This window comes from Nocardia sp. NPDC004278 (assembly GCF_053602975.1).
On record NZ_JBSGEQ010000032.1, the window covers coordinates 42,263 to 66,202 of the forward strand.

Here is a 23,940-nt window from a genome sequence, read left to right on the forward strand (position 1 = left end):
CGCACACATCGCACGTCAGGCGGCCCACACCGTCGTACAAATGATTATGCATGACGATGCAAGCCCATTCACACCCGGGTCCCGCTTGCGCCGTGCCCTACCCTTAGAACAACACCATCTGGGCGGGCAGAAGGATGTACGACATGCTGCACCTCATCGCAGGCGATTTCAGCACTCTCGGCAACGCCGTCCTCGACGTCGGCCGCGCCCTCGTCGACTTGATCCAGGACATCATCAACGTAGGCACCCCCGGCCACAGCTCGCCGGGCGGTGGCGGCCAATACCCCTTCGGCTGAGCCGAACGTCTTCCTGCCGGGCCGTCGTCATCGGCGGCTCGCATACGCACTCGTCTCGAGCGCTCGCTAGCCCGGAGACTCGATTGAGCGCGGGCCCTCGGTCAGCTCTTGTAGCAATCGAATCCGAGGCGTGCGCCCGGCCAGCGAAGTTCCAACACTATGAACGACAACTCGGCTACTCCACTCGACCCGACGTACAAATCGGCAGACAAACCTCAGCACCTGCGAGATACGCTGGCCTCCATCGTCATCTCCATCCTTCGACGGCATCGCCAATGCACCCTACTGTTGGTGTGCTGGCGTGCTCAGCCCCGTTGTTGATGGAATCGCCATGCATCGCGGACGATTTCGACGATGTCGGGTTTCTCCGGCGTCCATCCGAGTTCGCGCTGCGCCAACTCGGATGAGGCGTAGAGGGTTGCCGGGTCACCCGGTCGCCGTGGCGCGTTCTCGATCTCGAACGGTATTCCGGTGACCTCGCGAATCGCTTTGATTACTTGGAGATTCGAGAAGCCGATGCCGTTGCCGAGGTTGTAGATCTTGTGCTCGCCGGGGTGGATAGCATCGAGGGCGAGCAGGTGTGCGCGGGCAAGGTCGGTGATGTGGATGTAGTCACGCACGCAGGTGCCGTCGGGGGTGGGGTAGTCGTCGCCGAACAGCGAGAGCTTGTCGGCCCGGCCGATCGCCGCATCCAGGGCAAGCGGGATCAGATGGGTTTCGGGATCGTGACGTTCGCCGATCATTGTGCCGTCGCCGCAGTCGTGTGCGCCCGCGACATTGAAGTAGCGCAACGAGATCGCGCCGAACGGGAACGCGCGGGTGAACGTGGTGATTGCCCGGTCGATCGCCAGCTTCGTGTCGCCATAGGTGTTGACAGGGTTCGTCGGTGCGGTTTCGACCAGCGGCAGCCCGGTCGGCTCGCCGTACACCGCTGCGGTGGAGGAGAACACGAGCTTGCCTACGTCGGCGGCACGCATCGCGTCCAGCAGCGCGAGCGAGGCACGGGTGTTGTTGTCCCAGTGCCATTCGGGGTGCTCCATCGACTCCCCAGCGGCGATAAGTCCGGCGAAGTGGAGCACGGCATCGAACCCGGCCCCGGGGGTGAGGACTTCCGCCACGTTTTGGACGCGCAGTTGGATGAACTTCACGCCGTTGGGAATCTGCCGGTCGTCGTTGCGGGAGAGGTCGTCGACCACGACCACCTCATGCCCAGCGTCGATCAGCATCCTCGTGACAGTGGCGCCGACAAAGCCCGCACCCCCGGTGACCAGCAGCTTCACTTATCTGACCTGCACTTTCATGGCGAGTAGGTGATCGTGGATTTCCTGCTTGTGTGTTAGGAAGTAGTCCTCCGGGCTGCGTTGGCGTCCGCTTCCGGTCCAGCCCGTGATCCGTTCCCAGGCACGACGCTTCACCGTAGCCAACGCGGCAGAGTCGGGTGCAGCGATCCATGCGTCCGCCATGGCACGCGCGAGCGCGTGCACAGCTTGATGATGACGAGCCACCACCCGGCCGCTACTGGTCGTCGCGTAGCGGCTGTAGTTGACCGCGTCGGCGCGCGGCTGCCCGAACTCGGTGTCGAACCGTTGGAACGCGTCATACAAGTACGTCCAGAACCGTCCTGGATCCTTGGGCGGTTGCGTCGGATCGCGCCGCCAGTGGAGTTCGGCGCGCATCTGCTCGGCTAGATGTGGTGCCATCGAATCGAAATCGTGGTGTGCGTATGCGCCGTCGATCATGGCAGTAGCCCGCAGTATCTTCATGCAGAGTCGGTTCACCATGAGGTGGAAGTGCACCGAATCCGTTCCGGTGCACCACTGTTCATGGAGACCGAGCCAGAAATACGCCTGCGTGTAGTACAGCAGGATCTCGTAGGCGTCGCGGGTGTCGAGCTGCACCGATTCGTGCTCAGGTAGGCCGTGGTCGGTGACGGCCAGGCCGAGGTCCTTGAAATCGAATCCAAGTGAGGTCTGAATGGCGCGGTAGTCGCCGAGTGGCAGTGTCATCAAATCGACTGTGGGGAAAGTTTTTTCGGCGAGGATCCGCAACTCCCCGACAGACATCGACGGTGCGTCGCCATAGTGGACGTAGAGGAAATCGACGTCGCTGATCAGCAGCGGATCGCCTTGGTGGCGGATGAAGGTGGGTTCGCCACGGGCCAGGGAGCCGCCGACGATCAGCCAATCGTCGGCCGGTACGCAATGTCCGAGCGACCGCAGATCGTCGGCGATGCCCCGAGCCGCGTGCTCGAGTTCGGGCGCGTTGGATAGCCGCGAGGTGATGCGCTCAGCGAGGGTTACAGTCTTCACCTCACGCCTCCGTCTGGCTGGTCGCGGCGAGTGTGCCCGCATCGGTGTCGCCGTTGGGGTCTGCGTCGTCGTCAGGTCCGACCTCACCACGCGGCCCTGCCGCGGGCATGGGCAGAAGTACCGGCGCGGCCGCGACGGGTGTCTCCTCATGTTCCTTCTTCGCGGTGATGTGTGGACACAGTGACCCACAGATCGTGCAGGGGGCACCTTTTCGGAGACCATGCTGGATGAACACGTTGCCCGCCAGCCCCGGGTACAGGGCGTGGCCTTGCTGGATTTCCCAGTCGTTTGCGCGGCGGGCGACACTGATCGCGCGCTGCTTGGCGATCTCGGGTTCCCAGCCGCGCACCAGATCCAGTGCGGCGATCGCCACACGGACCATGCGCACCGACGTCGCGGTGTCGGGGGCGGTCGGCATGGCGTAGTGCTCGTTGTGGGTGATCGAGGCGAACATGTCGCCGCCGCACTGCCCTGCGGCCGCGGCGCCGAGGACGTTGACCGTGTCGTCGAGGGTCACGCCGTTGTCGATCACCATGGGCCCGGCCAGCCACAGCGGTGCACCGCCGAGGGCTTCCTTGTAGGCAGGGATCAGCTCCGGGATCCGGTGCAGCGGTATATGTCCACCGCTCTCACACAGCACCTGCACGCCCCCGGCGAGTGCGTCCTTGCGCAGCTCGGCGAGCAGCTGGACTTCCAGCCATTTCAATTCGTCGCCTGCGTCCGCGGTAGCGCCGGGACGGAAGATGTCGCCGAGGTCCAGCACGACCTCATGTCGACGGCAGATGTCGATGATGCCGTCGAAGTACTCGATCAGCGGGTTGCCGCAGTTGTGCATCCGCATGTAGCGGGCGAGCAGGCCGCCGCCGCGCGAGGTGGTGGGCATGATCCGATCGGACTTCACGCTCATCTCGACCAGTGTGGGGTTGATGCCCGCGTGGATGAGCACGAAGTCGACGCCAGGAGCCAGTCCGAGTTCGAACCGCTCCAGGAATTCATTGCGGCCCAGCCTCTTACGCGGATTGGCGAACAGATCGTATGTCAGGCATGCGCCGAGCGGCACACCCACGATTTCCTTCAAGTCGGCGCGCAGCGCCACCCCTTCGGGGTTGGTAGTGAGGTCCATGACTGCGTCCGGGCCTGCGGCGAGGATCACCGCCATGCTCCTGTGCGGCGGGTTCGGCCAAGTTCTGGCACTACGGCACCCTCGAGCAGCGGCCCGTCGTATACACCACCGTCGAGGGCGCGGCGAAGATCACTGCCCGGCTCGCGAACCTCGCCGAGGTTGTATCACTCGGCGCGGCAGTCGATTTCGGTGCCCTGCTGGACGATCTCGGTAAGCGTGGGGTCGAGCGGCTGATGGTCGAAGGCGGCAGCCATATGCACACCGAATTCTTGTCGGCCGGGCTCGCCGACGAACTACAGATCGCGATAGGGCCTACGCTCGTCGGCGACCCGGAGGCACCGCGGTTCACGAACCCAGCGACCTTCCCCGGCGGGTCCACGCGCAGGATGCATCTGCTCGACGTCACCCAAATCGGCGACGTCGCCCTGTTGCGCTACCAACCATCAAAGGAGACAGACCGGTGACCGAGTTCGACCACACTCACTGGATGAACCGGGCTATCGAGCTCGCCAAGCTGTGCCCGGTCGTAGAAGGCGCCTTCTCAGTCGGCGCCGTGATCGTTGCCGACGGCGAGGAGATCTCGACCGGCTATTCCCGCGAGACTGACGAGAAGATACACGCCGAAGAATCTGCGCTCGACAAACTCGACGCAGACGATGCGCGGCTGAAGCGCGCAACGATCTACAGCACGCTGGAGCCATGCTCGGAGCGGGCCACCAAAAACCGGGTGCCGTGCACCGATCGCATTCTGCAGGCCGGAATTCCAGTAGTCGTGATCGCATGGCGTGAACCGTCGACATTCGTGGAGGACTGCATCGGTGTCGAGAAGTTGAAGGAGAACGGCGTCAGCGTGATCGAACTGCCGGAGCTGGCCGATGCTGCGATGTCGATGAATCGCCATCTCGACCTGTCGTAGCCGGTACGGCGTTAGTCCAGAGTTTCTCAGTCGGCGGTGGCCGGTATTTCTCACCGTGGGCCGCCATCTCCAGCTCATCGATTATCCGCGCCAGAACGATTCGGCCAGGCTCGCCGCATAGTCGTAGGCCGACGAACGCTGGCAGATCAAGGATTCGCAGCACCTTCACCACGTCATGGAGTGTTGGTGGGCGGGCTGCCCGGACACTGACGATGCTACGAACCGCGGTTCGCGGACAGCATGGAGGATAGCTCCGAGATCCTGTTCTCGATGTGGATGTGCGATCTAAGCAGATCCGAATGACGCTGGCCCGCAGTGTTTTCCGGACTCGCCTCAGCGGACCGAGGGGGTGTACATCACGATACCCTCGGGGTGGGCATGACGACGGCAACCGAGCAGAACGGGCCGATCAAGAGACTACTCAGGCAAGTGCCTCGATCTTGGCGGCTAGTTCGGCGCCGGTGAGCGGTTCGCGGGCGATGACGGCGATGGTGTCGTCGCCTGCGATGGTGCCGACGATGAACGGCAGAGCCGCTCGGTCCAGGGCACTCGCCAGGTAGTGGGCGGCACCGGGCGGGGTGCGCAGTACTGCGATATTTCCGCTGGCGTCGGTGGAGACGAGGAGATCGCCGAGCAGTTTGGAGAGGCGGTCGGTGCCGCCGGTGACGCCGCGGACGGGACTGCCGTCTTCGGGAACCACGTAGACGCCCGCACCGCCGTCGGCGGCGCGCAATTTCACGGCGCCGAGTTCATCGAGGTCACGGGAGAGGGTGGCCTGGGTGGTTTCGATGCCCTCGGCGGCGAGCAGGGCGGCCAGTTCGGTTTGGCTGCGGACCGCGTGCGCGGTCAGCAGTTCGATGATTCGGGACTGCCGACCGGCGCGGGTGCGGGCGATGGCGGGAGCGGACTTACCGGCGTCGGGTTGGACGGTCATGACCACACCCCGTCGCTGCGTCTGTCCGCGATCCCAAAGCTGGCCACGTTGGATCGGCCGCGGGGCTGGTCACGCCGAGCAACCGTGCCCGTCGGCCCTGCGGCCCATGCTCGCTCGCGTGCGCTCACTGCGCCTCACCTCGCTTGGCCAGCAACCACACCAGCAGCGCCTTCTGCGCGTGCAGCCGATTCTCCGCCTCGTCCCACACCACACTGTGCGGCCCGTCGATCACGTCGTCGGTGATCTCCTCGCCGCGGTGCGCCGGAAGGCAGTGCAGCACAACGGCATCCGGCTGGGCCCTGGTCAGCAGGTCGGCATTGAGCTGGAAGGGACGGAAGGGGCCGACGCGATCGAGGCCGTCGTTTTCCTGGCCCATGGACGTCCAGGTGTCGGTAACGAGGGCGTCCGCGCCGTCCGCAGCTGCCACCGGATCGCCGGTGAGCGTGATGGTGGCGCCGGTCTCGGCGGCACGCTTGCGCGCGGCCTCCAGAATCCACGGCAGCGGCTCGAAACCCGCTGGGGCGGCGATGGTTACGTTCAACCCCGCGGTCGCGCCGCCGAGCAGCAGCGAATGCGCCATATTGTTCGCGCCGTCACCGAAATAGGCGAGGTTGCGGCCGGTCAGGCTGCCCTTGCGCTCGACGAGGGTCTGCAGATCGGCGAGCACCTGGCACGGATGGAATTCATTGGACAGCGCGTTCACGACCGGAACCGTTGCGGTGACGGCCATTTCGTCCAGGCGCACCTGCTCGAAGGTCCGCCACACGATCGCGTCGACGTAGCGCGAGAGCACCTTGCCGGTATCGCCGAGGGTCTCTTCACGGCCGAGCTGGGTGTCGCGGCCGTCGACCACTACCGCATGCCCGCCGAGTTGAGCGATGCCCATTTCGAAGGAGAAGCGCGTGCGGGTGGAGTTCTTCTCGAAGATCACACCGACTCCGCGCGGCCCTGCCAGCGGTTGGTGGGCGAACGGATCCTTCTTCAGTTCCGCCGCGAGTGCAAGGATTTCGGCCTGTTCGGCGGGCGTCACATCATCGTCGCGCAGGAAGTGGCGAATAGCCGTCTCCCGACCGCCACCCCTCACGGAATCGCTACGCGATGCTGTACTCATTTGTCCCCCTTGGCATCGGCGATCGCCCCGTCGAGGATATCGGGCAGATCGGCGACGAAATTATCGGACTGCGTCTCGGTGAGCACCAATGGCGGCGCGAGCCGAATGATATTGGGCTTGGGCGCATTCACCAGATAGCCCGCATCGCGAGCCCGATTCTCCACCTCGGCCGAAACATCGTCGTTCAGCACGATGCCGAGCAGCAGACCGGCGCCGCGCACGTGATCGATCAGCGGGTGCTCGAGCATTTCGATGCCATCGCTGAGCCGCTTGCCGACCGATTCGACGTGCACGAGCAGATCGGTCTCATCGATGGTCCGCAAGACAGCCAAAGCCGCTGCGGCACAGACGGCATTGCCGCCGAAGGTGGTGCCGTGCAGGCCCGGGGTCAGCAGGTCGGCGGCCGGTCCGGTGGCCAGCACCGCACCGATCGGCAGCCCGCCACCGAGTCCCTTGGCGAGGGTGATCACATCCGGCACGATGCCGAATGCCTGGTGCGCGTAGAACCTTCCGCACCGCCCGATACCGGTCTGCACCTCGTCGAGCACCAGCAGCGCGCCGTGGCGCGCGGTGATCTCGCGGGCCTTCACCAGATAGTCGATGGGCGGCACGACAACGCCGCTCTCCCCCATGATCGGCTCGAGGAATACCGCCGCGGTGTCCTCGTCCACGACCGCCGCGAGGGCCTCGGCATCACCGTAGGGCACGTGCACGACACCGGGCGGCATCGGCTCGAACGGTGTGCGCTTGGCGGGCTGCCCGGTGAGTGCGAGCGCGCCCATGGTCCGGCCATGGAAGGCCTCATCGGTCGCGATGATCTTGCGCCGCCCGGTCAGCCGCGCCATCTTGAAGGCCGCCTCATTGGCCTCGGTGCCGGAATTGCAGAAGAACGCGCGGCCGTGGCCATCGCCGAATTCACCGTCGCCGAAGTGCGCGAGCAGCCGCTCGGCCAGTTCGATGACCGGTTCGTTGGCGTAGATATTCGAGGTGTGCCCGAGCGTGCCGAGCTGCTGGGTGACCGCTTCCAGAATCGCCGGATGGGCATGGCCGAGGCTATTGACCGCGATACCACCGAGGAAATCGACGTAGCGCTTGCCGTCCGCGTCATAGACCACCGCGCCCGCACCGCGCACCAGCGCGACCTTGGGTGTCGAATAGTTCTTCATCAGCGCGGCAGACCACCGCTCTTGCAATTCTGCTGTGTCGCTCATCATTTCGTTCCGTTCAGTGTGTCCGCCGCGCTCATGGGGAGCGGGGCGGGCGTCACCATCGTTCCGATTCCTTCTCCGGTGAACAGTTCCAACAGCACCGAATGCGAGACCCGACCGTCGATGACATGCGCGGTCGGCACCCCACCCTGCACGGCGCGCAGGCAGGCCTCCATCTTGGGCACCATGCCCGCATCCAGGCGCGGGAGCAACCCGGCCAATTCGGCCGTATCGATGCACGAGGTAAGCGACGATCGGTCCGGCCAGTTCGTGTACAGGCCCTCGACGTCGGTCAATATCACCAGCTTCTCCGCGCCGATCGCCTCGGCGAGTGCGGCGGCGGCGGTATCGGCATTGATGTTGTGCACCACACCATCGGCGTCCGGTGCGATGGTCGAGACCACCGGAATGCGGCCCGCGCCGATGAGGTCGAGCACCGCATCGGCATTCACCTCGGTGACATCGCCGACCAGACCGATATCGGTCGCCTCGCCGTCGACATCGACGGTGCGCCGGGTCGCGGTGAACAGCCGCGCGTCCTCACCGGAGATGCCGACCGCGTACGGACCATGCGCATTGATCAGCCCGACCAGCTCCCGGCCGACCTGACCGAACAGCACCATCCGCACCACATCCATCACCTCGGGTGTGGTGACGCGGAAGCCGCCGCGGAATTCGCCTTGCAGACCCAGCTTTTTCAGCATCGCGCTGATCTGCGGTCCGCCGCCGTGCACCACCACCGGATGCACCCCGACGGTGCGTAGGAATGCCATATCGGCGGCGAAGGCCTGTTTGAGGTCCGCGTCGACCATCGCATTGCCGCCGTATTTGACGACCACGATCTTGTCGCGGAACTTCTGCAGCCACGGCAGCGCGTCGGCGAGGACGTGCGCCTTGTCCAATGCCGAAAGGTCCTGCACAGCTTCGCTGGTCATGGCTTCGCCTCGCTGCGCTCAGCTCCGCCATGCCCAGCGAAGCTGGCTGTGTTGATTGTTCGCTCGCTGCGCTCGCTCATGAGCTATATGCCGAATTCTCTTCGACATAGCCGTGCGACAGGTCGGTGGTCCGCACGGTGGCGATGCCGTCACCGACATTCAGTTCGATCCGCACCTCGATATCGGCGCCGGACAGATCGACCTCGCGCGCACCGGGCGCGCCGACGCTGTCGACGCAGACCGGATTTCCGTTGAACGACACCGAGATCCGGTTCGGATCCAGGGTGACCGGGGCGATGCCGACGGCGGCGAGCACTCGACCCCAGTTGGGGTCGGAGCCGAAGAGCGCGGTCTTGACCAGACTGTCGCGGGCGACGGCGCGCGCCGCGATCAGGGCCTCGTCCTCGGAGGCCGCACCGGCGACGGTGATCAGCACCCGCTTGGTCACGCCCTCCGCATCGGCCATCAGCTGTGCGGCCAGATCGTCGCACACCGCGAGTACCGCTGCGTCCAGCTCCTCCTGTGCCGGTGCGACCTCGCTGGCGCCGTTGGCGAGCAGCAGCACGGTGTCATTGGTGGAGCAGGAGCCGTCGACGTCGAGCCGGTCGAAGGTGAGCCGAGTCGCGTTGCGCAGCGCGCGATCCAACTGTTCGGCGCTCGCGACGGCATCGGTGGTGAGCACCACGAGCATGGTCGCCAGCGAGGGCGCGAGCATGCCAGCACCCTTGGCCATACCGCCGACATTCCATTTGTCGCGGTGGTGGAACGCCGCTTCCTTGGGCACGGTGTCGGTGGTCATGATGGCGTGTGCCGCATCGAGCCCGCCGGACATGCCGCCGCCCATCTCGTGCACGATTTCGGTGACGGCCGGAATCACCTTGTCCATCGGCAGTCGGTCGCCGATCAAACCGGTTGAGCAGACCGCGATTTCGCCCGCGCCGGTTTCGGTACCCCAATTGCTCAGCGCTGTGGCCAGTTCCTCGGCGGTCTGGTGGGTGTCCTGGAAGCCGCCCGGACCGGTACAGGCATTGGCTCCACCGGAATTCAGGATCACCGCGCGCAACCGGCCGCCGCTGAGCACCTGCTGCGACCACAGCACCGGTGCGGCCTTCACCTGGTTGCGGGTGAACACGCCAGCCGCCGCATATTCCGGACCCTCGTTGAATACCAATGCCAGATCGGGTTTTCCGCTGGCCTTGATGCCCGCGGCGATGCCGGCCGCCCGGAAGCCGAGCGGCGCGGTTACGCCCTGGGTCCGGACCAGCTTGCCGGTCTCGGTTTCGAACGTCGTCACGGTGCCACTCCTACGGTGGAAAGTCCTGCGGTCTCGTCGAATCCGACCGCCAGATTCATGGATTGGACCGCGGCGCCCGCGGTGCCCTTGGTGAGGTTGTCGATCGCGCCGATCACCACCAGCTGCCCGGCATCGGGATCCACCGCGACCTGCAGGGTGACGGCGTTGGAGCCGACCACCGAACCCGTCTGCGGCAGTGTGCCTTCCGGCAGCAGATGCACGAATGGTTCTTCGGCGTAGGCCTTTTCATAAACCGCCCGTGCCTGCTCGGCATCGACCTTGGTCGGGGCGGTGCACGTCGCGAGAATGCCCCGCGGCATCGGCGCCAGCACCGGGGTGAACGATACGGCGACGTCGATGCCACCCGCGGCCTTCAGATTCTGCGCGATCTCCGGGGTGTGCCGGTGCGCGCCCGCAATGCCGTAGGCCCGCGCCGAACCCATGACCTCCGAGCCGAGCAGGCCGACGTCGAGTTTGCGTCCCGCGCCCGAAGTACCGCTCACCGCAACCACATTCACCGTCGGCTCGACGATTCCGGCCGCGATCGCCGGTGCCAGCGCGAGGCTGGCGACCGTGGGATAGCAACCGGGCACGGCGATCCGGGTCGTGCCACGGAGCCGGTCGCGTCCGCCGGGCAGTTCCGGCAGCCCGTACGGCCAGCTGCCCGCATAGGGACTGCCGTAGTACTTCTCCCATGCCGACGCATCGGTCAGCCGGAAGTCGGCACCGCAGTCGATGATCACCGTGGACGCCGGTAGCTGCTGCGCGATGGCGGCGGACTGCCCATGGGGCAGGCCGAGGAAGACGATGTCGTGACCGGCCAGCTCGTCGACCGTGGTCGGCGCGAGGACGCGATCGGCGAGCGGCAGCAGATGCGGCTGGAGCTCCCCCAGCGTGCTGCCCGCATTCGATCCGGCGGTCAGCGCCCCGATGACGAGGCGCCCGTCGTGGTAGGCCGGATGGCCCAGCAACAGACGCAGCACCTCACCACCGGCGTATCCACTCGCACCGGCCACCGCAACCCGCAAGACCGGGTTGCCCGACGAATCAACCATGTGATGATTATGCACGATTATGCAAGCCCATTCATGAACCGGGTGCCGCATCGCCCGGCCGGACCCTGGTCACCGGGTCGTTCGGTTCCTGCCCGTGCCGTCATACCCGGGATGAAGCCGCTTCAATCGCGTTGATGAGATTCGGCACACTCCGTGCGGACGGACGGTGAGCCGGAAACTCAGCACCGTGGTGGCGACCAGCGTCTCTATCCCATCAGACCGGTGCTCGTCACGATCTGGGCCACCACAGGCAGGCCGGTCGCGACGTAGCGCACGGGTTGGGCGCGCTCCCGAGCCGAGGCGGTCCGTGCGGAACGAAACTTTCCGTCAAGCAACTGACCCGGGATCGATGCCGAGCGCCTCGAACAGGCCGGTTTCGCCCGTCGGTGTGAGGCGCACGGCACGGCCGGATCCAACGCGCCGCACCCAATCCAGTGCCTGCAACCGGCGGCACAGCTGGGCTCCGGCGGCACCGCCGAGGTGGGTGCGGCGTTCGGTCCAGTCGAGACAGGGGCGCGCGACCGGACGACGCGTCGCGTGCAGTGTCGTCGCTTCGACGCCCATCGGGCCGGTGAGCCACGCCACCCCGGCCTCGGTGAGGGCGAAGCCGCCATCGTCGTCGAGCAGGTCGCGTTCGATCATCGCGTCGGTGATGGCGACGCCGAGTCGGCCCGCGAGGTGGTCGTAGCAGGTTCGGCCACGGGCCAGGGCCGCGGCGGCGGTGGACGCGCGCAGCGTCGTCGGCTCGGGGTGTGACGGCTCCAGGTGGGTGACCATCGTCTCCAACAGCTCGGCCACCTGCGGGCTCGCCAACTGCACGTACCGATGCCTGCCTTGACGGCGCTCGACGAGCAGACCCCCGTCCAGCAGCCGGTTCAGATGCTCGGTCGCGGTGGACGGCGCGACTCCGGCATATCGCGCCAGTTCCCCGGCCGTCCAGGCACGGCCGTCGACCAGGGCCAGGCACATATCGGCGCGGGTGCGATCGGCCAGCAGGGTGGCCAGTCCCGCCAGTTCGGCTCCTCGGGTCTGCACCACACCATGATCGCGCCGGGTTATTTCGGCGGCCACCGAAACGTCAGGGGGATACCGTCGCGGCATGAATCTGATCACCGAGCCCGATCGGGTGCGGGAGGTTTTGACCGGCGCACCGATGCCCGCGGTACCGCGGAGCGCGCGAGCTGTCGGCATCGGCTGGCTGCGTGCCCATGTCGCCCGATTCTGCGATGGGGTCGAGCATGATCGGCGGCGCGCGCTGGTCGTCGCGGAATTGGCTCGATTGTCGCCCGAGGTGCTGCGCGAACGGGTCCGCATGGTCGAGGGCGACCTTCCCCATGTCCGAGTGCTGGCGGAGACCCTTGGGATTCCGGACATCTCGGTATCGGCAGTCGCGATTGCCGCCGCGCACTACCAGCCCCATGAACCCGACAGCGCCGAGGCGGACCGGGCCGTCGCCGAGTTGGTGGCCGCCTGCGGCGGGGTGGCCGACGAGCGCGCGGCCGCTCGGATCGGTCTGCTGATCCAGGCTTGTCAGGCGACGGGGGCGCTGGTGGACAACGCGCGCCGGTTCGAAGGCACCGCGGACGAGGTCATCGCACGCACCATGGTCGAGGATCCGCCGGTGCGCCGCACTCGACGGGTTGTCGACGAGGAGTTGGTCGAAGTCGATCTCACGGGCCTGGGATTCGGCGCGGGGCCGCATATATGCCCCGGTCGCGACCATGCCATCGCCATTGCCGCCGGAATCATCGAGAGGTCCTGATGAACAAGACGAAGACTTTCCACGACCTGCACCACCGTGCCGAGCCGCTGGTGCTGCCCAATGCCTGGGACTTCGGCTCGGCTGCGGTGCTGGCCGCCGAGGGGTTCTCGGCAATCGGCACCACTAGTCTCGGCGTCGCGGTGGCGGCGGGGCTCACCGACGGGGCCGGTGTCACGCGCGATGAAACACTCGCGCTGGCAACGAGACTCGCGCGTTTGCCGGTGCCGGTTACCGTGGATATCGAGGGTGGGTTCAGCGAGGACCCCGAGACGGTCGCCGAATACGTCACGCAGCTTGCCGCTTTGGGCATTGCCGGGGTGAATCTCGAAGACGGGCGCGCGGATACGGCGCTGGCCGATGCCGGGCACCAGGCAGAGTTGATCGCCGCGATCAAATCCCGTGTGCCCGAGTTGTTCGTCAATGCCCGGGTCGATACGTATTGGCTGCAGCTGGAACAGGATTCGACGCTGGCCCGGGCCGAGACCTACCTGCAGGCCGGTGCCGATGGAATCTTTGTGCCCGGTGTGACGGATCCGGCGCAGATCACCCGGATCGTCGCGGCGGTGCCGTTGCCCATCAACATGCTGTACTCGGTGGCCGGACCGTCGATCGCGGAGCTCGCGGCATTGGGTGTGCGGCGGATCAGCACGGGATCGCTGCTGTATCGGGCGGCGCTGGCCGGGATCGTCGATATCGCACGAGCGGTACGCGACGGCGGGGCCATTCCTTCGGGCATCCCGACCTACCGCGAAATCCAGGCCATCACGGGCTCGGAATAATTCGTTCGAAGAAATTCTGTCGATGATGTCGATTCGGCGAGGAGCAATTCGTGTAGGAGGTGCAGCCGGTAACGGACCGGCCAGCTGAAAGGACTCCCATGAGCAAGATCACCGCGGTCGAGCACATCACCCTGGACGGCGTCATGCAGGCACCCGGCCGGGCCGACGAGGACACCCGGAACGGGTTTCGGTACGGCGGCTGGGGGCATCGCTTCAACGATCCCGTGCAGGCCAGGGTGATCGCCGAACATATGGCGGCCCATCATGACAGTGCGCTGCTGCTCGGGCGGCGGACGTACGAGGACTTCTTCGGCTTCTGGCCGCAGCAGACCGACAACCCGTTCACCGAGGTGCTGGACAAAACCGAGAAGTTCGTCGCATCCCGGACCCTGATCGAGCCGCTGCCCTGGCAGAACTCCACCCTGCTCGGCGACGATATCGTCGCCGCGGTGTCGAAGTTGGAGCAGGATCTCGTGGTGCTCGGCAGCGGCAATCTGATGCAAACGTTGATGCGCCACGATCTCGTCGACGAGTATCTAGTGCTGATCCATCCGATCGTGGTCGGTGGCGGGCAGCGCCTCTTCGACAGCGTCGACCTCGGCGAACTGCGGCTTGTCGACAGCGTCACGACCACCACCGGCGTGGTGATCGCCACCTATCAGCGGGGATGAGGAGGAGCCATGAAGCAGTACCTGCTCACCATCTATCAGCCCGGCGAAGGGTCGCCGCCGGACAATCTCGACGAGATCATGCGCGATCTGGCGGCGCTCAACGACGAGATGCGCACCGCGGGCGCCTGGGTTTTCGCCGCGGGCCTGCATGCGCCGAGCACCGCCACCGTGCTCCGGGCCAAGGACGGCGATGTACTCGTCACCGATGGCCCTTATGTCGAAAGTAAGGAGCACATTGGCGGATTCACCGTCATCCAGGCGGCCGATCTGGACGAGGCGCTGCACTGGGGCAAGAAGATGGCCGCCGTGCTCACCCTGCCGGTCGAGGTCCGGCCGGTGGCCGATTACTGAGATGGTCACCTCCACCACCATCGAGGCCGTGTTCACCGAACACTACGGCCGCGCGGTCGCCAGCCTGATCCGCGTCTTCGGCGATATCACCATCGCCGAAGACGCGATACAGGACGCGTTCACCGCGGCCGTACAACGCTGGCCGACCGAGGGAGTCCCGCCCAGCCCGCCCGGTTGGATCATCACCACCGCACGCAACCGAGCCATCGATCGCTTGCGGCGTGAGGCATCTCGCGATGACCGGCACGCCCAGGCCGCACTTCTGCACGCCGATGATGAACCGTCCGATTCCGGTGCGGTGCAGGATGATCGGCTCCGCCTCATCTTCACCTGCTGCCACCCCGCACTATCGCTCAGTGCCCAGGTCGCGCTCACCTTGCGGCTGCTCGGCGGGCTGACCACCCCCGAAATCGCGCACGCCTTCCTCACTTCCGAGTCAACAATGGCCCAGCGACTCGTCCGGGCGAAGGGCAAGATCCGTGACGCGCGAATTCCCTATCGAGTTCCCCGCGATGCGGACCTGCCCACCCGGCTACCCGGAGTACTCGCCGTCACCTACCTCATTTTCACCGAGGGTCACACGGCCAGCTCCGGCGATCGGCTCGTGCGAACCGACCTGTGCACCGAGGCAATCCGCTTGGGGCGCTTACTCATCGAGCTCATGCCCGATGAGCCGGAGGTGCGCGGACTGCTCGCACTGATGTTGCTCACCGAATCACGTCGCCCTGCCCGCACCGCACCCGACGGTTCGCTGGTGCCGCTGCCGGAACAGGATCGTCACCGCTGGGATCGCACCCTCATCGCGGAAGGCCACGCACTCGTCCGAGAATGCCTGCGCCGCAACCAACCCGGCCCCTACCAGATCCAAGCAGCCATCAACGCGGTTCACTCGGACGCCCCCGACGCGAAATCTACCGACTGGCAACAGATCCTATGCCTCTACAACCAATTGACCGCGGTAGCACCCAGCCCAGTGGTAGCACTGAACCGAGCAGTAGCTGTCGCCGAGCTCACCGGCCCAGCCGCCGCACTCGCCCTACTCGACGAGATCGACCTACCGAATCACCATCTGTACCACGCGATCCGCGCCGACCTCCTACGCCGACTCGGTCGCAACACAGCGGCCATCCACGCCTACGACACCGCCATCACCCACGCCACCAATACCGCCGAAAAGACCTTCCTCCAGCGCAAACGCAACGACCTCGCCGCCACGAACTAGGTCGACTCCACCCCTTCCGATTTCACGGGTTTCCAGGTGCTCCACAAGGTTTGGCGCAGATATGGATCAGGTGAGGCGGCCTCCGCCGTCGATGTGCAGGGTGGTGCCCGTCAGGAATGGGTTGGTCAGGGCTAGGAGGGCGGCTGCTGATATGTCGGACGGGTGGCCTATGCGGCGGGCGGGGTTGACGGTGGCGACGTCGGTGAAGAACTGGTTCTTGGTGGTGCCCATTTTGTCCCAGGCGCCGGAATCGACGATGCCTGGGGAGAGGGCGTTGACTCGGATGGGGGCGAGTTCTACGGCTAGGGCTTCGGCGAGGAAGCTGACGGCGCCGTTGGTGGTGGCCATGACCGTGCGTTCGGGGGCGGGGCGCCACGCGGCGACGCCGGAGAACAGGAGGATTGCTCCGCCGGTGCGGATTTGCGGGGCGAAGTGTTTGGCGAGGAGGAGCGGGCCGATGACCTTGGCGTCGAATGCCCTGGTGATCGCGGTTCGATCCAGCTGCGCGACCGGACCATTGGCGTGTGCGGCAGCCACCGACACCAGGTAGTCCAGGTCACCGGTCTGTTCGGCGAGCGTGCGGATCGAATCTTCATCGGTCAGGTCGACCGTTGCGCCGAGCATCCGTTCGCCGATGGTCGCCTCGTCGGTGCCCTGTGTGACCCCGGCCAGGTGGTCATCGGCAATTCGGGCAACCGCGGCACTGATCGCCTTCGGATTCCGGCCAGCGATTACGACGTGTGCACCCGCGATCAGGGCGTCTGCGGCGATCTGTTGCCCGATCCCGGAACCTCCCCCGATGACGAGCAGCTTCTTCCCATTCAGCACAGCTGACATGCCTTGCCTCCTCGGTAGTTGTTTGCCTTTCACCGAGATCGAACGTGCTCCGGTATCGTCGCAATCCCGTCACGCTATGAATCTTTTCTCTGATTTCGATAGAATTACCGAATGGCAACGCTGCGCGCCCTGGAATGCCTTGTCGCCGTACTGGATTACGGATCGGTGACCGAAGCCGCGGCGCGCCTGCACATGTCGCAGCCCGCCCTGTCGCATCAGATCGCGGCCTTGGAACGCGAGATCGGCACGCCGGTGGTGCAGCGACAGCCGCGCGGGGTACGCCCGACCGCGGCCGGTCGCGCGATCGTCGCGGACGCACGGGCCGCGCTGGCCGCCGCCGAGCGCGTCGTCGCGACCGGCCGGGCCGTCGCCGCGGGCACCGAGGGACAACTGCGCATCGGCTGCGCGGAGAGCATGACCGCCGGGCTGTTGGCACCGGTCCTGCGCACCTGGCATCGGCGGCATCCGGGTATCCAGCTCGCACTGACGGAACTGTCCAGCGCCGACGCCCTTGCCCAACTGGCGGCATCGGGTCGGGTGGATATCGCGATCGGTCCCGAACCGACGCATTGGGACGGACATCTCGACATCATCGGCGAGGAAGAAATCGTCGCTGCCCTGCCGGCCACCGAAAAGCCGAGCACCACAATGACTTTCGCACAGATCGCGAAGCACCCGATCGTGCACTACCACCCCGACAACGGCCTCGGCGCCTGGCTCGACGAGATCGCCGCCCAATACGGCGTCACCCTGACCGCCGCCACCCGCACCCGCCAGGCCATCACCGCGGCACAACTGGCAGCCGCCGGACTCGGCATCGCCCTGGTCCCCACCACCGCCGTGACCGCCACCTTCGCCGGCGCGGTAGCCAGCTTGAAACCACAGCTCACCCGCGCCGTCGTCGCCCTGACCACAACCCCGAACGACCCACTCGCACAACGCTTCACAGCAGACCTGATCCGCCGCGGCATCCCGGTTCCGACATCGATCGCAACCCAGCTCACCCCGCACTGAGACGCAGCCGGGCCTACCAGCGCTGGTCGGCGGCGCGCACGAGCATTTCGTTGACAGCTACGCGTCGGGGTCGGCCGACCATGTGGGTGACCGCGTCGGCGATATCCTCGGGCATGAGCCGCTCGATGGAATTGATCTGGGACTGAACACTTTCGAGTAGTTCGGCTCGGGTGTGCGAGACCACTACGCACTCAACGACCGCCTCGCCGAGCTGATACCCCGCGCCGCACCCCTGCTGACCGAAACCGCGGGCGCAGCGATCGGCCGGGCCCTCATCGTCACCGTTGCCGGACTGTGGCCGTTCGCCAACCCGAACGATATCGTCGCGGCAGCCGCCCTCGAGTCCGGAAACCAAATCGGCACAGACAGATTCGAAAAAGACCTCGCCGACATCACCACCGCGCTCGCGATCGGCTTCGGCGCGCAGTGCGGCGACGCACGAGCCGCCGACCGCTCAGTGCTTGCGCACCACTCGCTCGCCCTGCCCCGGCTTCCAGATGGTGATGTCCAGGTGATCGTCGGTGACCTCGACGGTGGACGCGCCGGTCAGGTCCGCGATGTAGAAGTGGTCGAACTCTTCGTCGCGGATATCGAGCCCGATCTCGTCGAACAGCTGCTGCGCGAACCGCGCGTGCACCTGCTTGTCCGGAAGGTCCACGACGGTGCCGAACAACTTCGCGTCACCGTCGCCGACCTGGGTGTCCACCGTGGCGGTGTGCAGGCAGAACCGTGCGTCGCGGGCGAGGTCCTTGAACTTGGTTGTATTCGGCATACCCACGATCACCAGCATCCCCTCGAAAATCCGCGGTTCGACCGGGCTGATACGGGGGAAGCCGTCCGCGCGCAGGGTTGCGAGCATGCAGAGATTGCCGGTCGCCTTGTGCCGACGAGTGAACACGGTCGCGATGTGTGGCGCTTCTTCGGTGAACTGGCTCCATGTGGTCATGGAATACGACGGTACGAGTCAAACCTGACATCTTCTGTCAGGTTTTATGGCTAATCTCGAATCATGCGAGCGAGTCGACTGGTGCAGCTATTGCTCCTGCTGCAGACCCGCGGCCGGACGACCGGACCGGAGCTGGCCCGCGAGCTCGAGGTATCGGTGCGCACGGTCTATCGCGATATCGAGGCGCTCTCCGCCGCTGGCGTGCCGATCTACAGCGAACCAGGACGCGCGGGCGGCGTGCAGCTGGTCGACGGCTACCGAACCCGGCTGACCGGTCTCACCACAGAGGAGGCCGATGCGGTATTGCTCGCGGGACAGCCCGCCGCCGCGGCGGACCTCGGACTCGGCACGGTGCTGGCCACCGCACAGCTCAAGGTGCTGGCCGCACTGCCACCCGAATTGCGGGGCCGGGCAACGCGAATCGCGGAGCGCGTGCATGTGGACGCGGTGGGCTGGTTCCATCGACCCGACGAAACGCCAACGCTGGCAACGGTTGTCGATGCGCTGTGGCACGACCGGCGACTGGATATTCGTTACCAACGCAAGGACCGCGCCGTCGAACGCCGCCTGGATCCGCTCGGCCTGGTATTGAAGGCCGGGACCTGGTATCTCATCGCACGCGACCGGTCGGCAGTGCGTTCCTATCGCGTCGGCCGGATCACCTCCGCCGGCCAGACCGGTGAATCATTCACGCGCCCAGAAGGTTTCGACCTAGCCGGGCATTGGTCGGCGTCGGCCGACGATTTCGCGCGCGCCATGCTGCGGGTGCGGGCGCGCTGCCGGATCGCGGCGTCGCATGTGCAGCGGCTGCGATTGACGAATGAGCCCGCCGCGGTCGCCGAGGCCATGGCCTCCGCGACCGCACCCGACGCCGAGGGGTGGATCGAAGTGACGATCCCATCGGAGTCCTTCGAGGTGCTGGCGGGCGCCCTGCTCCCGCTCGGCGAATTCTGCGAGGTCCTCGACCCGCCCGAACTGCGCGACCGGCTCGCCGCAACAGCATTCGCCATGGCCGAGCGCTACCGGGGCACGGCCGCTACCGAATGAGTCGGCGCAGTGCACGGAAGAACGCGCGCATATCGTCGATCAGCAGATCCGGTGCTTCCATTGCCGCGAAGTGACCGCCCCGGTCATATTCGGTCCAGCGCACGATATTGTGCTGCTGCTCGGCGATCACGCGAATGGAATTGTCACCGGCGAATACCGCCGCGGCCGTCGGCACGCCGGAACTGCGCAAGGCCATCCCCCACGAGTCCCCCTCCCCGTACAGCCTGATCGAGGAGACGAAGGTCCGGGTGAACCAATACAGGCTGACATTGGTGAGCAGCGCATCGCGATCCACCGCGGCATCGGGCAATTCGAGAGACGGATTGGTCCAGCGCTGGAAGATATCGACGATCCAGGACAGCAGCCCCGCGGGCGAATCGTGCATACCGATCGCCAGGGTTTGTGGGCGTCCCGCCTGCACCATCGCATAGCCGTAGCGGGTGTAGCTCTGGCTGCCGGTGAGTTTGTCCAGCTTCGCCCGATCCTCCGGGCTGTACTCCGGTTCCCGAACCTGTGCATCGGCATTACCGTCGTCCCAGGACGGCAGCGTAATCGGCCCGTTCACATGGATTCCCACTACACGGTCGGCCGCAATCCGTCCCAGCTCGGTCGAGACGAAGAACCCCGCGTCGCCGCCCTGCGCGCCATACCGGTCGTAGCCGAGCCGCACCATCAGCTTCACGACCACCTGCGCGAACCGCTCGGTCGAACCGTCCCCGACCTTTGGCCCGGCCGCCGAGAATGCGAATCCGGGCAGCGATGGAATGACCAGATGGAACGCATCGGCCGGATCACCACCGTGCGCCCGCGGATCGCTCAAGGGTCCGATCACATCGAGGAATTCGACGAACGAGCCGGGCCACCCGTGGCTCAATACCAGCGGCATGGCATCGGGTTCGGGCGAGCGGATATGCAGAAAGTGCACCTGCTGCCCATCGATATCGATGACGAACTGCGGCAGCCGGTTCAGCCGTGCTTCGACTGCCCGCCAGTCGTATTCACAGCGCCAGTACTCGGCGAGGTCGCGCAGATACGAAATCGACGCGCCCCTATCCCAACCGGCGCCGGGGATTTCGTCCGGCCACAGGGTATTCGCCAGCCGGGCGTGCAGATCGTCGATCTGCGCCTGCGGGATATCGATGTGGAAGGGGCGGATGTCGTGTTCGGTGCTCATGCAAGCGACGATATGACCCACTTAGGACAGGATCGTTCCTAAGCCTCTGGCATGCTGGATTCCGTGTTGGAGACCTCGGCGCGCCTGCTCAAACTGCTCGCCCTGCTGCAGACCCGCCGCGACTGGACCGGCACCGAACTCGCCGAACGGCTCGGCGTCACCGGCCGTACGGTCCGCCGCGATGTGGATCGGCTGCGTGAACTCGGCTATCCGGTGCACGCCACCCAGGGCATCGCGGGCTATCGGCTCGGCGCCGGGGCCGCGCTGCCGCCGCTACTGCTCGATGACGAGGAGGCCGTCGCGGTGGCGGTCGGATTGCGCAGCGCGTCCAACGGCACCGTGGCGGGCATCGGGGAGGCATCGCTGCGCGCACTGACCAAACTGGAGCAGGTGCTGCCGCCGCGCCTGCGCCATCGGGTCCGCACCCTGCGTGGCGCGACGGTCCGGGTCGGGGCATCGGATGCCACGGTCGAACCGAAGACCTTGATGGCCATTGCCGAGGCCTGTCAACGGCACGAACGGCTGCGCTTCGACTATCGAGCGCACAGCGGCACCACCACCCGCCGCTCGGTGGAGCCGCACAGTCTGGTGCACTTCAGCAGGCGCTGGTACCTCGTGGCGTGGGATGTCGACCGCGGCGATTGGCGAACCTTCCGAGCGGACCGCATCACGCCACGCACCCCGACCGGCCCGCGCTTCACCCCGCGTGAACTGCCGGAAGGCGATGTCGCGGTGCACCTTTCGCTGCGACTGTCCGCCCGCGCCTGGCCGTATCAGGCAATTGCGCTGCTGCACAGATCCGCCGAGGCGGCCGCGGCGAATGTCTGGCCCGGTATGGGCGTCATCGAGGCCGTCGACGACCACAGCTGCCAACTCCACGTCGGCGCCGACACTCCGGAAGCACTGGTCTGGATGATCACCTCGACCGATATCGACTTCACCCTGCTCACCGGTCCCCCCGAACTCGTCGCCGCCATCCGCGCCCAAGCCAACCGCTGCACAGTCGCCCTGCGCAACTTCGAATGATCCGCACTCGACTCAGATCGAGCACCAACCCACGCATTTTGAACCGATGGCGGCACCAGCCCCACAGCCGCACCGGTACCGATTCCCGCTGGGTGACAGCACCGACCGTGCAGCGATGATCTGCGCTGACGGCTGACCCTGGTGGTCGGGCATCGGGTCAGATCACCGTCCGCCGCAGTGACTTTCGCGAACAAGACCGCATGGGCTCCACTCCCGGGCACACCTCCTGCCCGAGATTCGATGTCATCGTCTGCATCGTAGCGCCGACCAGCACGGCAATGGGCGTGCACCACGTCGGTCGCCCGGATTGGCGAACCTGCTCCTCGCCTATCTCGATGGCATCGCGCCACACGAATCAGCCAGCCCGGCACGAGGATTCGACCCGTGCCGGACTAGCGCCAGCTGTCCGACCGTCACTCAGCTGACGATCGCGAACAGCACCGCGGCGACCGCGAAACTCACCACGGAGAGCACGGTTTCCAACACTGTCCAGGTCTGCAGAGTCTGCTTCACACTCAGGTTGAAGTACTTCGAGATGATCCAGAAGCCACCGTCGTTCACATGACTGAGGATGATCGAGCCCGCCGCGATGGCCATGGCGATCAGCGCGATCGCCAGCTGTGAGTACCCGTGTCCGGCCACCAGCGGTGCGACGATGCCGCCGGTGGTCACAATCGCCACGGTGGCCGAGCCCTGCGCGATGCGCAGACCACAGCTGATGATGTAGGCGAGCACGATCACCGGCAGCCCGGCGGCCGACATGGTGTCGGCGAGCGCGGTACCGATTCCGGTGGCGGAGATGACCTTTCCGAAGAAGGCGCCCGCACCGACCACCAGCAGCAACATGCCGACCGGCTTGAGTGATTCCGCGGTGAGCGTGCTGAGTTCCTGCACGCTCGAGCCGCGGCGTACACCGAGCAGATAGAAGGCGACGAGTACCGCGATCAACAGCGCAACGGCGGGCGTGCCGAGGAAGGTCAACACCTGCAGCAGTTGCGAATCCTTGGCCAGCCATTGGGTGCCGAAGGTCGCACCGAGGATGAGCACCAGCGGAATCGCGATGATGCCACCGATGAGCACGACCGACGGCGCGCGGGTCTCGGTCCGCGTCGAACCGGGATCCGTTGCGGTGCCGGGGCCTTCACCCTTCGCTTCGACCGGTTGATCGGGTCGGACCAGGAATTCGGCGGGCACTTCCACCTGGACCCGTTTGCCGATATAGGTGCCCCACACCAGGCCAGCCGCGATGAATCCGGGTATGCCGCAGACGAACCCCATAATGATCAGCCACCCGAGACTCACTCCGAGCAGGCCACCGAGCGCCACCGGTCCGGGATGCGGCGGGAGGAAGGCGTGGGTCATGGACAGACCGGCCAGCATCGGCATCGCATACAGCACAAGCGACCGCCCACCGCGCTTGGCGGCCACATAGATCAGCGGCGCCAGCACGAAGATGCCGATATCGAAGAAGACCGGGATGCCGAAGATGAGCCCGAGCAGACCCATGGCCACCGGCGCGCCCTTGGCGCCGAAGATGCCCAACAGCTTGCCGGTCAATACATCCGCACCACCGGAGCGTTCGAGAATCGCACCGAGCACCGTGCCGAGGCCGATAATGACCGCGATATGCCCGAGGATGCCGCCGAATCCGGTCTCCAAGAGCGAATCACCGGGCTTGATCGCCGTGCCGACGATCTTCGACACCGGTAGTCCGGCGGCCAGGGCCAGACCGAGTCCGGTGAGCAGCAGCGCGATGAACGGCTCCAGCTTGACCTTGATAATGGCGAACAGCAGTACGGCAATAGCGAGACCGCACAGCACCAGCAACCCTGGGGTGGTGGTGCGCAGCCAGTCGACAGTGGCGTTCATGCCCGTGCCTCGCTGACGCTCGGCCGGGGCATACGCCGCTGGGCACTGGGTGGAATTGTTC

The 23,940-nt window shown here is 66.0% G+C and carries 25 protein-coding genes and 2 pseudogenes; 12 read left to right on the forward strand and 15 right to left on the reverse strand.

The features are described 5' to 3' along the window. Nucleotides 1-143 precede the first annotated feature (143 nt). Nucleotides 144-296 (forward strand): hypothetical protein, encoded by a 153-nt coding sequence (locus tag ACWEO2_RS34655; protein ID WP_354953022.1) that lies wholly within the window; start codon nucleotides 144-146, stop codon nucleotides 294-296. A gap of 305 nt (nucleotides 297-601) precedes the next feature. On the opposite strand, the gene galE is transcribed toward ACWEO2_RS34655, so the two are convergent. The 3 genes from galE to ACWEO2_RS34670 are packed head-to-tail and all read right to left on the reverse strand — an operon-like array spanning nucleotide 602 to nucleotide 3,758. Then, nucleotides 602-1,576 carry a UDP-glucose 4-epimerase GalE gene (galE, locus tag ACWEO2_RS34660; RefSeq protein ID WP_452409215.1) on the reverse strand — a complete coding sequence of 325 codons (975 nt, stop codon included), beginning with the start codon at nucleotides 1,574-1,576 and terminating at the stop codon, nucleotides 602-604. Then, on the reverse strand, nucleotides 1,577-2,605 hold the full coding sequence (locus ACWEO2_RS34665) for a hypothetical protein (RefSeq protein ID WP_452409216.1): 1,029 nt from the start codon (nucleotides 2,603-2,605) through the stop codon (nucleotides 1,577-1,579). Nucleotide 2,606: 1 nt separating this feature from the next. Next, nucleotides 2,607-3,758, reverse strand: a complete 1,152-nt coding sequence (locus ACWEO2_RS34670; RefSeq protein ID WP_452409217.1) for a phosphomethylpyrimidine synthase ThiC — start codon at nucleotides 3,756-3,758, stop codon at nucleotides 2,607-2,609. Nucleotides 3,759-3,856: 98 nt separating this feature from the next. Here ACWEO2_RS34670 and ACWEO2_RS34675 point away from each other — a divergent pair, with 98 nt between their 5' ends. After that, entirely contained in the window at nucleotides 3,857-4,192 is a 336-nt protein-coding gene (locus tag ACWEO2_RS34675) for a RibD family protein (protein WP_452409266.1), read from the forward strand. After that, nucleotides 4,189-4,644: a deaminase gene (locus ACWEO2_RS34680; RefSeq protein WP_452409218.1), complete on the forward strand. Its 456-nt coding sequence runs from the start codon at nucleotides 4,189-4,191 to the stop codon at nucleotides 4,642-4,644. The genes ACWEO2_RS34675 and ACWEO2_RS34680 overlap by 4 nt, the downstream gene beginning before the upstream one ends. A 421-nt stretch (nucleotides 4,645-5,065) precedes the next feature. Here the strand turns inward: ACWEO2_RS34680 and ACWEO2_RS34685 are convergent, their stop codons facing one another. The 7 genes from ACWEO2_RS34685 to ACWEO2_RS34715 all read right to left on the reverse strand — a co-directional run bounded on the left by ACWEO2_RS34685 (nucleotide 5,066) and on the right by ACWEO2_RS34715 (nucleotide 12,216). After that, nucleotides 5,066-5,578, reverse strand: coding sequence for an arginine repressor (locus ACWEO2_RS34685; RefSeq protein WP_354953026.1), 513 nt, complete (start codon nucleotides 5,576-5,578; stop codon nucleotides 5,066-5,068). Between the two features lie 124 nt (nucleotides 5,579-5,702). Then, on the reverse strand, nucleotides 5,703-6,689 hold the full coding sequence (gene argF, locus ACWEO2_RS34690) for an ornithine carbamoyltransferase (protein WP_452409219.1): 987 nt from the start codon (nucleotides 6,687-6,689) through the stop codon (nucleotides 5,703-5,705). Then, nucleotides 6,686-7,900, reverse strand: a complete 1,215-nt coding sequence (locus ACWEO2_RS34695) for an acetylornithine transaminase (protein WP_452409220.1) — start codon at nucleotides 7,898-7,900, stop codon at nucleotides 6,686-6,688. Before ACWEO2_RS34695 ends, argF begins: the two co-directional genes overlap by 4 nt. Further along, nucleotides 7,900-8,832: an acetylglutamate kinase gene (gene argB, locus ACWEO2_RS34700; RefSeq protein ID WP_452409221.1), complete on the reverse strand. Its 933-nt coding sequence runs from the start codon at nucleotides 8,830-8,832 to the stop codon at nucleotides 7,900-7,902. The genes ACWEO2_RS34695 and argB overlap by 1 nt, the downstream gene beginning before the upstream one ends. A gap of 76 nt (nucleotides 8,833-8,908) precedes the next feature. Further along, nucleotides 8,909-10,126: a bifunctional glutamate N-acetyltransferase/amino-acid acetyltransferase ArgJ gene (argJ, locus tag ACWEO2_RS34705; RefSeq protein WP_452409222.1), complete on the reverse strand. Its 1,218-nt coding sequence runs from the start codon at nucleotides 10,124-10,126 to the stop codon at nucleotides 8,909-8,911. Continuing rightward, nucleotides 10,123-11,181 (reverse strand): N-acetyl-gamma-glutamyl-phosphate reductase, encoded by a 1,059-nt coding sequence (gene argC, locus ACWEO2_RS34710; RefSeq protein WP_452409223.1) that lies wholly within the window; start codon nucleotides 11,179-11,181, stop codon nucleotides 10,123-10,125. Before argC ends, argJ begins: the two co-directional genes overlap by 4 nt. Before the next feature lie 327 nt (nucleotides 11,182-11,508). Beyond that, nucleotides 11,509-12,216 (reverse strand): ArsR/SmtB family transcription factor, encoded by a 708-nt coding sequence (locus ACWEO2_RS34715; RefSeq protein ID WP_452409224.1) that lies wholly within the window; start codon nucleotides 12,214-12,216, stop codon nucleotides 11,509-11,511. A gap of 64 nt (nucleotides 12,217-12,280) precedes the next feature. Between ACWEO2_RS34715 and ACWEO2_RS34720 the strand changes: the two genes are divergently transcribed. From ACWEO2_RS34720 to ACWEO2_RS34740, 5 genes are all read left to right on the forward strand, one after another. Next, nucleotides 12,281-12,943, forward strand: a complete 663-nt coding sequence (locus tag ACWEO2_RS34720; RefSeq protein ID WP_452409225.1) for a hypothetical protein — start codon at nucleotides 12,281-12,283, stop codon at nucleotides 12,941-12,943. After that, nucleotides 12,943-13,722 carry an isocitrate lyase/PEP mutase family protein gene (locus ACWEO2_RS34725; protein ID WP_452409226.1) on the forward strand — a complete coding sequence of 260 codons (780 nt, stop codon included), beginning with the start codon at nucleotides 12,943-12,945 and terminating at the stop codon, nucleotides 13,720-13,722. Before ACWEO2_RS34720 ends, ACWEO2_RS34725 begins: the two co-directional genes overlap by 1 nt. A gap of 98 nt (nucleotides 13,723-13,820) precedes the next feature. Continuing rightward, the gene (locus ACWEO2_RS34730; RefSeq protein ID WP_452409227.1) at nucleotides 13,821-14,393 is read left to right on the forward strand and encodes a dihydrofolate reductase family protein; all 573 of its coding nucleotides are present in this window, start codon (nucleotides 13,821-13,823) and stop codon (nucleotides 14,391-14,393) included. 9 nt (nucleotides 14,394-14,402) lie between these two features. Continuing rightward, nucleotides 14,403-14,744: a YciI family protein gene (locus ACWEO2_RS34735; RefSeq protein ID WP_452409228.1), complete on the forward strand. Its 342-nt coding sequence runs from the start codon at nucleotides 14,403-14,405 to the stop codon at nucleotides 14,742-14,744. A 1-nt stretch (nucleotide 14,745) separates the two neighbouring features. Beyond that, a complete protein-coding gene (locus tag ACWEO2_RS34740; protein WP_452409229.1) occupies nucleotides 14,746-15,966 on the forward strand; it encodes an RNA polymerase sigma factor in 1,221 nt (406 codons plus the stop codon). Between the two features lie 66 nt (nucleotides 15,967-16,032). Here the strand turns inward: ACWEO2_RS34740 and ACWEO2_RS34745 are convergent, their stop codons facing one another. Further along, a complete protein-coding gene (locus tag ACWEO2_RS34745) occupies nucleotides 16,033-16,803 on the reverse strand; it encodes an SDR family oxidoreductase (RefSeq protein ID WP_452409230.1) in 771 nt (256 codons plus the stop codon). Nucleotides 16,804-16,914: 111 nt separating this feature from the next. Here ACWEO2_RS34745 and ACWEO2_RS34750 point away from each other — a divergent pair, with 111 nt between their 5' ends. After that, entirely contained in the window at nucleotides 16,915-17,817 is a 903-nt protein-coding gene (locus ACWEO2_RS34750; RefSeq protein WP_452409231.1) for a LysR family transcriptional regulator, read from the forward strand. 13 nt (nucleotides 17,818-17,830) lie between these two features. Here ACWEO2_RS34750 and ACWEO2_RS34755 read toward each other — a convergent pair. Further along, nucleotides 17,831-17,935, reverse strand: a pseudogene (locus tag ACWEO2_RS34755) (oxidoreductase); the annotation flags it as partial. A gap of 54 nt (nucleotides 17,936-17,989) precedes the next feature. Between ACWEO2_RS34755 and ACWEO2_RS34760 the strand changes: the two are divergent. Further along, nucleotides 17,990-18,172 (forward strand): annotated as a pseudogene (locus ACWEO2_RS34760) (hypothetical protein); the annotation flags it as partial. A gap of 99 nt (nucleotides 18,173-18,271) precedes the next feature. Here ACWEO2_RS34760 and ACWEO2_RS34765 read toward each other — a convergent pair. Further along, on the reverse strand, nucleotides 18,272-18,763 hold the full coding sequence (locus ACWEO2_RS34765) for a pyridoxamine 5'-phosphate oxidase family protein (protein WP_452409232.1): 492 nt from the start codon (nucleotides 18,761-18,763) through the stop codon (nucleotides 18,272-18,274). Between the two features lie 63 nt (nucleotides 18,764-18,826). Here ACWEO2_RS34765 and ACWEO2_RS34770 point away from each other — a divergent pair, with 63 nt between their 5' ends. Further along, nucleotides 18,827-19,810 carry a helix-turn-helix transcriptional regulator gene (locus ACWEO2_RS34770; RefSeq protein WP_452409233.1) on the forward strand — a complete coding sequence of 328 codons (984 nt, stop codon included), beginning with the start codon at nucleotides 18,827-18,829 and terminating at the stop codon, nucleotides 19,808-19,810. Here ACWEO2_RS34770 and ACWEO2_RS34775 read toward each other — a convergent pair. Then, entirely contained in the window at nucleotides 19,800-20,984 is a 1,185-nt protein-coding gene (locus ACWEO2_RS34775; RefSeq protein WP_452409234.1) for an epoxide hydrolase family protein, read from the reverse strand. The two genes, ACWEO2_RS34770 and ACWEO2_RS34775, sit on opposite strands and share 11 nt — an antisense overlap. Before the next feature lie 63 nt (nucleotides 20,985-21,047). Between ACWEO2_RS34775 and ACWEO2_RS34780 the strand changes: the two genes are divergently transcribed. Continuing rightward, nucleotides 21,048-22,010 carry a helix-turn-helix transcriptional regulator gene (locus ACWEO2_RS34780; RefSeq protein ID WP_452409267.1) on the forward strand — a complete coding sequence of 321 codons (963 nt, stop codon included), beginning with the start codon at nucleotides 21,048-21,050 and terminating at the stop codon, nucleotides 22,008-22,010. A 417-nt stretch (nucleotides 22,011-22,427) separates the two neighbouring features. Here ACWEO2_RS34780 and ACWEO2_RS34785 read toward each other — a convergent pair whose 3' ends face one another. Next, the gene (locus ACWEO2_RS34785; protein WP_452409235.1) at nucleotides 22,428-23,879 is read right to left on the reverse strand and encodes a GntP family permease; all 1,452 of its coding nucleotides are present in this window, start codon (nucleotides 23,877-23,879) and stop codon (nucleotides 22,428-22,430) included. Nucleotides 23,880-23,940: the final 61 nt, after the last annotated feature.